18 protein-coding genes are annotated in these 11,933 nt (G+C 36.9%); 11 read left to right on the forward strand and 7 right to left on the reverse strand.

Annotation, left to right across the window (positions count from 1 at the left end; all coding sequences use genetic code 11):
- Positions 1-98 precede the first annotated feature (98 nt).
- Complete coding sequence (locus tag ACRPLQ_RS24155; protein ID WP_013055305.1) at positions 99-371, forward strand: HU family DNA-binding protein; 273 nt, start codon at positions 99-101, stop codon at positions 369-371.
- A 40-nt stretch (positions 372-411) separates the two neighbouring features.
- Here the strand turns inward: ACRPLQ_RS24155 and ACRPLQ_RS24160 are convergent, their stop codons facing one another.
- Complete coding sequence (locus ACRPLQ_RS24160; RefSeq protein WP_028412560.1) at positions 412-597, reverse strand: YhzD family protein; 186 nt, start codon at positions 595-597, stop codon at positions 412-414.
- Positions 598-738: 141 nt separating this feature from the next.
- Between ACRPLQ_RS24160 and ACRPLQ_RS24165 the strand changes: the two genes are divergently transcribed.
- The 5 genes from ACRPLQ_RS24165 (at position 739) to ACRPLQ_RS24185 (ending at position 4,543) form a co-directional block, all read left to right on the forward strand.
- The gene (locus ACRPLQ_RS24165) at positions 739-1,638 is read left to right on the forward strand and encodes an ABC transporter ATP-binding protein (RefSeq protein ID WP_154974288.1); all 900 of its coding nucleotides are present in this window, start codon (positions 739-741) and stop codon (positions 1,636-1,638) included.
- Positions 1,631-2,884, forward strand: coding sequence for an ABC transporter permease (locus ACRPLQ_RS24170; RefSeq protein WP_367077604.1), 1,254 nt, complete (start codon positions 1,631-1,633; stop codon positions 2,882-2,884). The genes ACRPLQ_RS24165 and ACRPLQ_RS24170 overlap by 8 nt, the downstream gene beginning before the upstream one ends.
- A 118-nt stretch (positions 2,885-3,002) precedes the next feature.
- Positions 3,003-3,191 (forward strand): hypothetical protein, encoded by a 189-nt coding sequence (locus ACRPLQ_RS24175; RefSeq protein WP_156830714.1) that lies wholly within the window; start codon positions 3,003-3,005, stop codon positions 3,189-3,191.
- A gap of 162 nt (positions 3,192-3,353) precedes the next feature.
- Positions 3,354-4,295, forward strand: coding sequence for a 3'-5' exoribonuclease YhaM (gene yhaM / locus ACRPLQ_RS24180; protein WP_013055309.1), 942 nt, complete (start codon positions 3,354-3,356; stop codon positions 4,293-4,295).
- Between the two features lie 65 nt (positions 4,296-4,360).
- Positions 4,361-4,543 carry a sporulation YhaL family protein gene (locus tag ACRPLQ_RS24185; protein ID WP_013055310.1) on the forward strand — a complete coding sequence of 61 codons (183 nt, stop codon included), beginning with the start codon at positions 4,361-4,363 and terminating at the stop codon, positions 4,541-4,543.
- A gap of 42 nt (positions 4,544-4,585) precedes the next feature.
- Here the strand turns inward: ACRPLQ_RS24185 and ACRPLQ_RS24190 are convergent, their stop codons facing one another.
- Entirely contained in the window at positions 4,586-5,509 is a 924-nt protein-coding gene (locus ACRPLQ_RS24190; RefSeq protein WP_432236301.1) for a peptidylprolyl isomerase, read from the reverse strand.
- A 307-nt stretch (positions 5,510-5,816) separates the two neighbouring features.
- Here ACRPLQ_RS24190 and ACRPLQ_RS24195 point away from each other — a divergent pair, with 307 nt between their 5' ends.
- Together ACRPLQ_RS24195 and ACRPLQ_RS24200 are read left to right on the forward strand one after the other, a co-directional pair.
- Entirely contained in the window at positions 5,817-5,906 is a 90-nt protein-coding gene (locus ACRPLQ_RS24195; RefSeq protein WP_074682953.1) for a YjcZ family sporulation protein, read from the forward strand.
- Between the two features lie 36 nt (positions 5,907-5,942).
- The gene (locus ACRPLQ_RS24200) at positions 5,943-6,038 is read left to right on the forward strand and encodes a YjcZ family sporulation protein (protein ID WP_016762974.1); all 96 of its coding nucleotides are present in this window, start codon (positions 5,943-5,945) and stop codon (positions 6,036-6,038) included.
- A 35-nt stretch (positions 6,039-6,073) separates the two neighbouring features.
- Here the strand turns inward: ACRPLQ_RS24200 and ACRPLQ_RS24205 are convergent, their stop codons facing one another.
- Complete coding sequence (locus ACRPLQ_RS24205; RefSeq protein ID WP_013055312.1) at positions 6,074-6,253, reverse strand: hypothetical protein; 180 nt, start codon at positions 6,251-6,253, stop codon at positions 6,074-6,076.
- Positions 6,254-6,729: 476 nt separating this feature from the next.
- On the opposite strand from ACRPLQ_RS24205, the gene ACRPLQ_RS24210 reads away from it, so the two are divergent.
- Positions 6,730-7,074 (forward strand): DUF1878 family protein, encoded by a 345-nt coding sequence (locus ACRPLQ_RS24210; RefSeq protein ID WP_013081673.1) that lies wholly within the window; start codon positions 6,730-6,732, stop codon positions 7,072-7,074.
- Positions 7,075-7,077: 3 nt separating this feature from the next.
- Here the strand turns inward: ACRPLQ_RS24210 and ACRPLQ_RS24215 are convergent, their stop codons facing one another.
- The 4 genes from ACRPLQ_RS24215 to serC all read right to left on the reverse strand — a co-directional run bounded on the left by ACRPLQ_RS24215 (position 7,078) and on the right by serC (position 10,474).
- The gene (locus ACRPLQ_RS24215; protein ID WP_014461677.1) at positions 7,078-7,674 is read right to left on the reverse strand and encodes an HTH-type transcriptional regulator Hpr; all 597 of its coding nucleotides are present in this window, start codon (positions 7,672-7,674) and stop codon (positions 7,078-7,080) included.
- Positions 7,675-7,787: 113 nt separating this feature from the next.
- On the reverse strand, positions 7,788-8,183 hold the full coding sequence (locus tag ACRPLQ_RS24220; RefSeq protein WP_028412556.1) for a YtxH domain-containing protein: 396 nt from the start codon (positions 8,181-8,183) through the stop codon (positions 7,788-7,790).
- A 538-nt stretch (positions 8,184-8,721) separates the two neighbouring features.
- Positions 8,722-9,252 carry a tryptophan transporter gene (locus ACRPLQ_RS24225; RefSeq protein ID WP_028412555.1) on the reverse strand — a complete coding sequence of 177 codons (531 nt, stop codon included), beginning with the start codon at positions 9,250-9,252 and terminating at the stop codon, positions 8,722-8,724.
- Between the two features lie 124 nt (positions 9,253-9,376).
- A complete protein-coding gene (serC, locus tag ACRPLQ_RS24230) occupies positions 9,377-10,474 on the reverse strand; it encodes a 3-phosphoserine/phosphohydroxythreonine transaminase (RefSeq protein WP_034327445.1) in 1,098 nt (365 codons plus the stop codon).
- 253 nt (positions 10,475-10,727) lie between these two features.
- Here serC and ACRPLQ_RS24235 point away from each other — a divergent pair, with 253 nt between their 5' ends.
- Positions 10,728-11,282, forward strand: a complete 555-nt coding sequence (locus ACRPLQ_RS24235) for a PadR family transcriptional regulator (RefSeq protein WP_028412553.1) — start codon at positions 10,728-10,730, stop codon at positions 11,280-11,282.
- A gap of 17 nt (positions 11,283-11,299) precedes the next feature.
- Complete coding sequence (locus ACRPLQ_RS24240; protein ID WP_098999424.1) at positions 11,300-11,743, forward strand: GNAT family N-acetyltransferase; 444 nt, start codon at positions 11,300-11,302, stop codon at positions 11,741-11,743.
- Positions 11,744-11,933 lie beyond the last annotated feature (190 nt).

An 11,933-nucleotide genomic window follows, 5' to 3' on the forward strand; every position in this document is an offset into this window, starting at 1 on the left:
AAGCCAATATTTTTGTCTATCATATTGATAGAGCATGTTTAAAAGTTGCAAAACAGTGGTAACACAAGATAATGTAGAAACTAATGAGGTGATTGGAAATGAACAAAACAGATTTAGTAAACGCAGTGGCAACAAAATCAGAGTTAACAAAAGCAGATGCATCTAAAGCAGTTGACGCATTACTAGAAACAATTTCATCAACGCTAGGTGAAGGTGAAAAAATTCAGTTAATCGGCTTCGGTACATTTGAAGTACGCGAGCGTGCTGCTCGTACAGGCCGTAACCCTCAAACGGGTGAAGAAATGCAAATTCCAGCATCAAAAGTACCGGCATTTAAAGCTGGTAAAGAACTAAAAGAAGCTGTAAAGTAATATAAAACGCCGGAAAGCTAAACCTTTCCGGCGTTTTGTATTAACGATGAAATAATACAAGTTTTCCGCTAGAGCTAACGCATCGATGTGTTTTTTCTAAGTAGGCAAGCTCTTCTAACTTTTTGGTGCCGATTGTCTTTGCTTCTGTTTCAGAAGCTGCTTCGAAGCTTTCATCTATTAATTTTTCTCCAGTCTTTTCAAAAGCGGTTAATGTATAAGTACTCATAAAATCTACTCTCCTCTTATAGTATAATTGTAAGCGTATTCAACATATTTCTCGTCTTATTCCTCTAAATCCTGCTAAGGTTTACAGATATCATTTTTTTCCATACAATAAACATAGGTTTATTTACAAAGGAGGAATTAAATGTCTCTTTCTATCCGTGAAGTTTCAAAAAGGTACGGTGAATTTACAGCTGTAAATGAACTATCCTTGCAAATTCCAAAGGGTGAAGTGTTTGGTTTTTTAGGTGCAAACGGTGCTGGCAAAACAACGACGTTTCGAATGATTTTAGGGCTCATTGAACCAACCTCAGGTCACATCCAATGGAATGATAAATCTTTAACTTACAGTAGAAGCCATCTAGTTGGTTACCTTCCAGAAGAAAGGGGATTATATCCGAAATTAAAAGTCAAAGATCAGCTTGTTTATCTAGGACGGCTGCGCGGGATGAAAAAAGCTAAGGTGCTGCAAGAAATGGAGCGCTGGTTATCTCGATTTAATATTCCTCAATATGCTTCAAAAAAAGTAGAAGAGCTATCCAAAGGAAATCAGCAAAAAATTCAATTTATCGCTTCCGTTATTCATCGTCCCGAGCTGCTTATTTTAGATGAACCTTTTAGCGGCTTGGATCCTGTAAACGTAGAGGTACTAAAAGAAGCGGTACTTGATTTGAAAAAACGCGGGACGACGATTGTTTTTTCAAGTCATCGAATGGAACATGTGGAAGAACTTTGTGAATATTTATGTATTATGCATCATGGTACGCCTGTTGTATATGGAAGACTGCCGGAGATCAAGCGTTCATTTGGCAAGAAAAACGTCATTATACATGGGAAAGGTCCGTTTGAGAGAATTACGGAGCTTGAAGGTGTTGTAAAGGTGAAAAAAACGGTTGAAGGCATGATTGTTCAAATTCAGCATGAATCCGTATCGCAACTCATTTTTCAAGAACTTAAACATTTTTCATTTGTATCTAAATTTGCAGTGGAAGAGCCTTCATTAAATGATATTTTCATTGAAAAGGTAGGTGCTTCCTATGAATAAATTTTGGGTCATCGTTTTTCATACATATCTTAATAAATTAAAAACAAAATCTTTTATTATTACGACGATTATTACTGCTCTTATTCTAGTTGCTCTTACAAATATGGAGAAAATTATCGACGTTTTTAATTCAGACGATAATGGCACAAATGTGGGTGTCATCTATGAAGTGGAAAGCGTATATACGTTGTTCAAACAAAATATAAATGCTATGGATTCAGACATTCATTTAAAAGAATTTACGTCTGAGTCTAAGGCAAAGCAAGCGGTAAAAAGCGGGCAGCTCGATAGCTATTTACTTTTATCTTTAAACGATAAGCAGCTGCCTCAAGCTGTGTACAAAGCTAACTCTTTGGCCGAATCAAATCTTTCATCTACCTTAGAACAGGCGGTACAGCAAACAAAAGTGGCTATGGCTACAGTGAAAATTGGTTTAGAAGAAAAGCAAATTGATCAGCTTTACAGCCCTGTTTCATTTAAAAAAGAAGCGTTAGTTGAAAATGCCAAAACAGAACAAGAGCTAAATCAAGCAAGAGGTCTTGTGTATGTTCTGCTGTTTGTTATTTATTTTGCCGTTATCATGTATGGGAGCATGATTGCGATGGAAGTAGCTACTGAAAAATCATCCCGCGTTATGGAGATCCTCGTATCGAGCGTATCACCTATTACACAAATGTTTGCTAAAATCATTGGAATTGCACTGCTCAGCTTAACACAGCTTGCAGTGATACTGAGCGTGGGCTACACATCGTTAAAAGCCAGTGTGGAAACAAATCATAACGGCATCTTTTCTTATCTCGGATTTAATGATGTTCCGCTGACTACATTCGTGTATGCATTTGTCTTTTTCATATTAGGGTACTTTCTTTTTGCTACGCTCGCGGCTTTTTTAGGTTCTCTTGTGAGCCGTATTGAAGATGTACAGCAAATGATTACGCCCATGACCCTTGTGATTGTGGCCGCTTTTTTAATTGCTATGTTTGGACTTGGTGATCCTGAAACCACAATCATTACGGTCACATCTTTTATCCCGTTTTTTGCTCCGATGATTATGTTTTTGCGTGTAGGTATGTTAAATGTTCCTATGTGGGAAGTGAGTGTATCGATAGGGATTTTGGTTGTGACGATTACTGCTTTAGCTATATTTGGTGCCCGTGTGTATAAAGGAGGAGTCCTTATGTATGGTCAATCTACCTCTTTTAAAGATATTAAAAAGGCGCTGCAGTTAACGAAAAAAGAAACATAAAGAAGTGAGAGGCTGAGACAAAAGTAGATTAGTTGAAGGGAGGTCCGGACGAACAATCTAGATTCTTGATGGAGAATCCAACTCGTCCGGATTTTTTTATTGGTATGGTGACCATAGTTTGCATGTATGTAGTTGTTTCAAGCTGTGTAGTGGAGAGCAAGACGAAGACTCCTGCGGAGAAAGCGGAAGCGACGAGGAGGCTCAGCGGCTGCCGGAAAGAGAAGTCTTGCACGGAAATCAACAGCGGTGCCTCAAGCGATTCATACTCGCTCCTTTATCCAATCTGTTTGTCTTTAGATTGTATTGATTTTGTTGTGTCATAATCTCATCTCTTATGAAAAAGCGTCTACCCGTGCATTCGGTGCCAAGCGATGGTAAAATGAAATGTAAAGAGCTGTAAATAAGCGGACGAAGCGATAAGAGCTTTGCTATCAAATACATAGAATGAAGTGGTAAGGAGGAAAAGGGCATGACAAAAGGAATTGCTCAATACGAAGTAGGAGAGCAAGTTGATCTTTATTTTTTAATTAAATCCTCAACGAGAGGAATTGCAAGCAATGGAAAACCATTTTTAACGGTAATCCTACAGGATAAAACAGGTGATATTGAAGCCAAGCTGTGGGATGCATCCCCAGATGACGAGGAAAATTATGCTGCTCAAAAGATTGTGCGAGCTGCTGGAGAAGTAATGAATTACCGCGGGCGCAACCAGCTGAAAATACGCAACATTCGTCCTGCACAGCCCCAAGACGGAGTGCGCACATCTGACTTTTTAGAAGTGGCGCCTTTATCTCAAGAAGAAATGGTGGAACATATTACAAAGAGTATATTTGAAATGAAAAATTCAAATGTCCAGCGCATTACTCGCCATTTGTTTAAAAAATATCAAACGGAATTTTTAGAATATCCGGCAGCAACTAAAAATCACCATGAGTTTGTATCGGGGCTTGCCTACCATGTGGTGTCTATGCTGAAGCTGGCTGAGTCATTTTCAACCCTTTATCCAAGCTTAAACCGCGACTTGCTGTACGCTGGAGTTATTCTTCATGACCTTGGCAAAGTATTTGAACTTTCAGGTCCTGTTTCGACGATATACACAGTCGAAGGGAACTTGCTTGGCCATATCTCGATTATGGTGAATGAAATTGGAAAAGCGGCGGAAGAATTAGCGATTGAAGGAGAAGAGGTCATGCTTCTTCAGCACCTTGTATTATCGCATCACGGTAAGGAAGAGTGGGGAAGTCCGAAAAAGCCGTTAATTAAAGAGGCTGAGATGCTTCATTTGATTGACAATGTAGACGCTAAAATGAATATGCTGGACCGAGCATTAACAAAAGTGAAGCCTGGTGAATTTACAGAGCGTATTTTTGCACTTGATAATCGTTCATTTTATAAACCAACGATTGATTAAAAAGGTATAAGTCTTTCTTCCTTCGCATATAGTGGTTGTAAATAACTGTGATGGGGGATCAATATATGGTGACACTACCAATTTGGATTTATTTAGTTGTAGCAGGCATTTTCTTTAGTGGATTTATGGCAATTCGTGCTGCACAACATGATAAGCAAGTGGATGATTCGTTTATTGAAAAAGAGGGACAAGTCTTCATCGAAAGAATGCAAGTGGAAAAAGAAAGACGCAACAGCGATTCTATCTGATTATATAAAAGAGCCTGTCACATGAGTGACAGGCTCTTAGCATTACTGCTGAGGAGTTTCTACGCCAGATTGACTATCTGTCGTACCTTCTTCGAAAATTGGTTTTACATTTTTATCTTTGACTTCCACTTTTGCTTTATCAAGCTCTTTTTGAATCTTCTTGTTCGCTTCTGCTTGATCTACTTTTGAACGTTTGATTTGCTGCTCAAGTTCGGGTTTCTTTTTCTCAAACGATTCTACTTTCTTTTTATCGACTAGTTTAATGATATGGTAGCCGTACTCTGTTTTGATTGGTTTACTTACTTCACCTTTTTTCAGCTTGTAAGCCGCTTCTTCAAATTCTTTAACCATTTGGCCTTCACCGAAGTAGCCTAAATCGCCGCCGTTAGCTGCAGACTGCTGATCCGTTGAATATTCTTTTGCTAGACTAGCAAAGTCCTCGCCTTTTTTGATTTTCGCTTCTACTTCGTTTGCTGTCTTTTCGTCTTTTACTAAAATATGACTTGCGCGAATTTGAGGTTTTTGAGCTTTATATTCATCATAAGCTTTTTTCAGTTCTTTGTCCGATACTTTAATGCCTGCCGTAGCAGCTTTTTCACGGAGGATATCTACTTTTAGCATATCTTTGACTTCTTTTTCGCCTTTTTGCTTAATAACTGAATCCACCTGATCACCGTATTGTTCTCTTAGAATGTTCAGCTGCTGATCAAGCTCTTTATCCGTTACTTTATATTTTTTACTCAATACTTTTTCTTCGGTAACGCTTCGTACGAGTGTATTAAATTGGTCTTGTCCGATTGTATCTTTCATTTGCTTATACAAATCACCTTGAGTGATATTGCCTGCTTTTGTTTCTACAATTACTTTTGAAGAATCGTTTGCATTTGAAGCATCATTTCCCCCACTGCATGCTGATAAAGCAACGAGGCTGGCTGCCGTTGTTAGTGCAACTAAGCTTTTTTTCATACGTAAACACTCCTACTCATCATTTTTACTTATGTAGCTTGACTCAAGATTTACTATATCACATTTCCTGATGTTAGCAAATGAAGTTAAAACCACGTAAATTTACATTTATTTTCCACTAAGCATGGAGTGATTATACGCTTATGATGGCTTTTTTATAAAGCGTTTTCAAAATGGTGGACAAACTCACAGAGTAATCTCCAAACGAGAAGCAAGAGAAATAAATTATGGAGTTTGGGCTAAAAGCCTAGACGTTTTTTGAGCTGATGCATAAGATGCAGTATTAGTAAACAAAGGGGGTGCTCAAATGAGCGGATGCGGATATGGAGGCGGTTTTGCACTATTAGTTGTACTGTTTATCTTATTAGTCATTGTTGGTTGTGCATGTTACCACTAGGAAACAGATGAATATAAAAGGAAAGGGGCGATAGATATGGGTTCTTACGGATGCGGATACGGCAGTGGATTTGCTCTATTAGTCGTATTATTCATCTTATTAGTTATCATCGGCGCTAGCTGTTTTTGCTAAGCCTATAAAAAAGCGGTGAGACATCTCACCGTTTTTTATGTAAATGATACTTCAATATAAGATGAAACTAATAAAATGGTAATTAATACATTAATCGTACGAAAAACTTTAGGCTGTTTTTCAGCTGGAATTTCTTTTTGAATACACAATGTATTTGTTAGTGCATTGATGTAGAATAAAATGAATAGTGCAAATACAATAAAGAATATGTACATAAAAATCCCCCTAACAAAATCAGTGTGACGAAGACAAAAAGTCTTATAGTCATTTATATAGTACAGCTTTGTATGAATTTACAAATATCTATATTAACATTACCAAAAAAGCGGTAAAATAGATAGTTATATATACAGTTGAACAAAGAATTTCAAAAGGTATTTACACAGAAATGCGGTTTTTATTTTATAAAGGGTAGTTAAGAAGTTGAGAAATAGGTTTTAAACGAAATAGCAAAGTGAATGGATAAGAAATGAGTAACAATCAGCCATTGTGCAAAAGGATTGTTAAAAAGGACAGAGGGATTTATATTAATATATGCAGTGAGTACATAATCAGTATATGAAAATCTTTATACGGTGCTACTCAAACAGGAAATGTGATTGACGAAGAAAGAATTATTTGGAAGAACATGAATGAATCATGTACAATATGGAGTAGAGATATATGAACGTTGAAGGAGTAGGGGAAGCGGATGGAAACTTTAGAATCTCGAGTATCACGTTTAGAATATTACATAAAACTGTTATCTGGGACATCTGAACAAGAAGCTAAACCATTTATTGATTTAGTGGTAAGAAATCAGCTTACAAAGAAGGAAGTAGAGGAAATTTTAATTCTGTGTGAAGATACAAAAAACGAATATATTGAGCAAAAAGCGGAAGGCCTAACAGACTTTGTTCCGCTTCTTACACAATTTGTTGGTATGCTGAATTATAAATTAACTCCTAGAGAGACGGTCGAATCGCTTCGTTATCAACCTTCTTATCAAGATGTGATGAATGAATTTTTTGAAATTATTCAATGGATAAGGGACTAACCATTAAGAGTTTGAAATAGTCTCCTGGTGGTTCTCTTTATCTTTCTTGACAAGCTTGCCATCTTCTTCAGTGAATTCTTCTTCGATATGATGGAAAGATCGCTCGAAGATATCCATAAAATCTTCACCGTAAATTTTGCGGATGACGGTCATTAGTTCCATAAACTCAGGGAATTTGCCGTACAAGTCGCGCAACGGAAGTGCGCCGCTGAATACTGAATTATTAGAAGGTTCGTAATGTTCCATTAAATCCAGTAAAATGGCCTCGCCTTTATCTGTCAGCTGAATGTACGTATTTCGCTTGTCGCTTTCTTTTTTAGAAAACTCAAGTAAACCTCGTTCTTCTAGTTTTTTGGAGAAGTTAAATGCAGTAGAAACATGCATAACTCCAAACTTGGCAATTTCGGAAATGGAAGCCCCGTTTAAATGATATGAAATCCACAAAATATGATGCTCGTTAATATTAAGGTCATAAGGCTTAATCCATTGCTGCCAATCCTTCTCTACGGTTTTCCAAAGGGCTTTACTTAATTGGGCAATACGTTGGCTAAATAGAAGTGCTTCTTTCAAACTGTAATCCTGATCACTAGTCTTTTTCATCTTCTCCCACCTACTTAGTCTCTTTTTTTATTTATCTTCTATTATGCCAATAAAATAAAAAATTATAAAGATGTAAATTTACAAAATTTTAAAAAATTAAAAAAGAAGGCGCTTTAACCTTCTTTTTTGTCAATTTTTTCATTGGGATTTTTAGTTGTCTGTACATGTTCCTCTAGGTTTGACAAAGAATTTTGGATTTCTTTCAAATGATGCTGAATGGATTCCTTATGAGGGACAATTTCTTCTTTAAACTGACCAAGGGTAGTAGAAAGGTCACTTGCGATATTTTTCACTATAGTATTTCCTTCTCTGGCGGTCATTTGTACTTGTTGAGAAACAGCTTTTATTTTTGTTGAGAGCTCTTGTTGTGAAGCGTTAACTCGGTCTTTTCGAGAACTGACACGCTGTTTAAGTTCTCGTCCTGAATATGGAGTAATAAGAAGCGTTGTAATAGCGGCTACGGTGCTTCCGATTGCTGCTCCAGCTGCTAGTTTTTTCATTCTACTCATTATTTATTTCCTCCTATGTAGTAAAGTAATTGCTAACACTTCCTTCTGACATAATCATAAAAAAATAGCATAGATTTATACAAAAGAAGGAGGTTATCAACATGGGATAGCTTTATTCATTCTTTTGATGATTAGCCTGAGTTTTTTTCTCGCTGCTTTTAAATGGTTTAGCCTTACGACTAGAACGGCATCATATCCACCTAAACACGTACTTAAACAAAAGTCTCTTACATGTGCGACAGTGGCTTTTGCGAGTTTTTTATTGGCGCTTATACTTTATTATGTAACCTAGGATGGGGAACTTAAACCTTTATTACATAGTAAGTCTTCATACCTATTGTATGAGCTGCAAATGAAATTTAAGTGAAAAGCATCCTGTACCATTTCTTTTTAAACAAAAGAACCGTAGGCTGTCTCTAAAAGATCAGCAACATACTATAAATGAACCGTTTTATCTAAAGGTCCGCCACGCTTTGGCGGGCCTTAGCTTTTGGTGTAAAAAAAGAGCCTGATTCTTAATTAAATCAGGCTCTTGACGTTACGATAATTTTGCTTTGATACTTGTGCGTTTTAGAACGGATTGAACAATTGGATAAATAACGACCATAACGATTGTATTTACTACTGTTGCAGGTAATACAACCGCAGCAACAAGTGCCATGACGCTATTTCCACCCGGTAAGCCGACGATTAGCGCGGCAGCTGACAAGAATACGGTTCCTGATACGAGCGTGCCAACAGCTGTTAAAGCAGCAGCAACTGGTGTTTTCATGCCTATTGCTTTTTTCACAAGCATAAATAATGCAAAGAAAACAAATGCTGTAATTGGTTTATCAATCAAGTTTGCAATTTGTCCGCCAGGAAAGCTTGTTGTTAAAGCAGAAATAACTGCTGTGGTTAAGCTAACCAATGCAACATTTTTTACGCTAGGAAACAACAGGATTGCTAAAAACATCATTGTTAACATCATATCTGGCTTCATTCCAAATAAAATAGGAGGTACCACCGTGTGGAGAACCGCTCCAATTCCGACTAATAACGCTAAAGAAACTAAAACTTTTGTATTCATTTCTCATCTCTCCTCTTCTAAGCTAAGCTCGAAATATACCAATAGTGCGTCTATGCCCATTGCATATATTTACATACTGATTATAACATATTTATGTGAAAAAAGAATCAGCTAATTCTGCCAATTACGCGTTTGCCTGCGCAAATTCATCCATAAAGACGGCAAGAGCTTCACACGCTTCAAGCGGCACAGCATTGTAAATAGAAGCGCGGCATCCGCCGATTGAACGGTGTCCAGCTAATCCTACAAAGCCTTTTTCTTTTGCTTGCTGTAAAAACTCAGCCGTTAGCTCATCGTTTGGTAAAGTAAACGTGACATTCATAATTGAACGGCTTTCCTCTGTAGCGTGAGGAGTATAGAAACCGTTTGAACGTTCCATGCTTGCGTAGAGTAACTTAGCTTTTTTATGATTTTGAGCTTCAATGGCTTTAACGCCCCCTTGTTCTTTAATCCAATCTAAAACAAGTGAAAGCATATAAATACCAAACGTTGGAGGAGTGTTGTAAAGAGAATTGCTCTTTACGTGAGTCTCATAGTTCAGCATTGTTGGTAAACCTTCAGGGATACGTTTAAGCAATTCTTTCTTCAAAATGACAACTGTTACACCAGATGGTCCGAGGTTTTTCTGAGCACCAGCATAAATGAGTGAGAACTTAGATACATCAATTTGACGGCAAAGAATGTCGCTTGACATGTCAGCAATTAAGTCTACTCCTTCAATAGAAGGGTAGTCAGCCCATTGTGTACCAAAAATGGTATTATTGGACGTGATATGCAAGTACCCAATCTCTTCTTTTGGAAGCTTTATATCATCTAAAGCTGGAATAGAGCTGTAGTTCTCTTCTTTAGTAGAAGCAACCACTGCTGTTTTTCCAAGTTTCTTTGCTTCTTTTAACGCTTTTTCTGACCATGATCCCGTTAGCACATATGCCCCCACTTGATCAGGAGCTAAAAAGTTCATTGGAATCATAGAGAATTGCAGGCTTGCTCCGCCCTGCAGGAATAAAATTTCATGTGTATCTGGAATATTAAGCAATTCCGTTAGTGTTTCTTTAGCATGTGTTAATACATCTTCAAACTCTTTGCTGCGATGTGATAATTCCATCACAGACATACCTGTATTTTTGAAGTTAACTAGCTCCTCTTGAGCAAGTTGTAAGACAGGTAGGGGAAGCGCAGATGGACCTGCATTAAAATTATAAGCTCTGTTTAACGTAATCACATTAATTCCTCCTCAAATTAGTTCGAACACTCATCATACAAAATGGCTAATGACTGATGTCAGAAAGAATATCATTATACTATCATGAAAACTCTTAGTTGTGGAGGTAACTTTTCAAAAATTTAAATTAATCTGTAAAGAGAAAATAATAGAAAAAAGATAAATAAAAAGTATACGTAAACATGTTTTGGTAAACATGTAAAAGAAATGTTTATATGCTATACTGATGGAAGAAATAATGTGGAGGAACAGAATGAGAGTATTAAAATATGCAATATTAGGGCTCTTAAATCAGGAGGAGCTCAGCGGGTATGACATTACCAGACTTTTTAAAGAAGAGGTTGGTAATTTTTGGAGTGCTAAACACAGCCAGATTTATCCCGAGCTAAAGCGATTAACAGAAGAGGGATTTATTCGCTATGAAACGGTGATTCAAGGCAAAAAATTAGAAAAAAAGATGTATTCGATAACGGAAGAAGGAAGAGTCGAGCTAAGCAAGTGGCTCACTACGATTGATCCTATTCCTGAAACAACTAAAGATGAATTTATGTTAAAAGCTTATTTTGCTTCATCCATGTCAATAGAAGAGTTAAAGCAACAAATAGATAACCAATTATCAAGCAGGAAAATGAAGCTGACTTTTTTAAAAAAACGAATGGATGATCTTTTAGAAGAAGTTAATCACCACATTACCGTTTCTTCTCCTCAATTTGGTCATTACTTGGTGCTATCTCGTGCTCAAGACCGGGAGACAAGCTATATCAATTGGCTTGAACGTACGCTGAATTTAATTGAAAAAGAACAATAAGAAAAGGTGAGCAGATCATGAGTTGGTGCATAAAATCATTTCAAGAGCTGACAAACGATGAGCTTTATGAAATTCTACAGCTTCGCACCTCTATTTTTGTTGTGGAACAGAAGTGTGCTTACTTAGAAGTAGATGGAAAAGACAAATTTGCTTATCATTTGTTCAAAAAAGAAGATGAGAAAATTATCGCATACCTTAGAGTTTTACCAAAAGGAATTAGCTATAAGGAAGCTTCTCTTGGACGTATTATTGTAAAACAAGCACAGCGCGGTACAGGTCTCGGAAGAGAACTAGTAGCAAGAGGAATTGCTTTTCTAGAGAATGAATGGCACGAGAAGACAATTAAAATTCAAGCTCAAAGCAGACTTCAAACATTTTATGAATCGTTTGGTTTTAGACCTATTTCCGATATTTATTCAGATGAAGGACTCCCACACGTCGATATGCTAAAGACACCTTAGAAACTTCACCATTTGTGTGAAGTTTTTCTATTTTTAAAACGGGTAAGGTGAAAGAAACGTGTAGGGTTTAGTGGCATGCAGATAGAATCGATATGACTACTACTAAATTAGTAATTTATGAATAAGATAGATAGTGAATTTGTTTCTTTTTACTTATTCTTTGATTTTCAGTAAGTGATATATTGAAGAA

The sequence above is a fragment of the Priestia sp. TRN 1309 genome, from assembly GCF_050846875.1.
Lineage (GTDB): Bacteria > Bacillota > Bacilli > Bacillales > Bacillaceae_H > Priestia > Priestia zanthoxyli.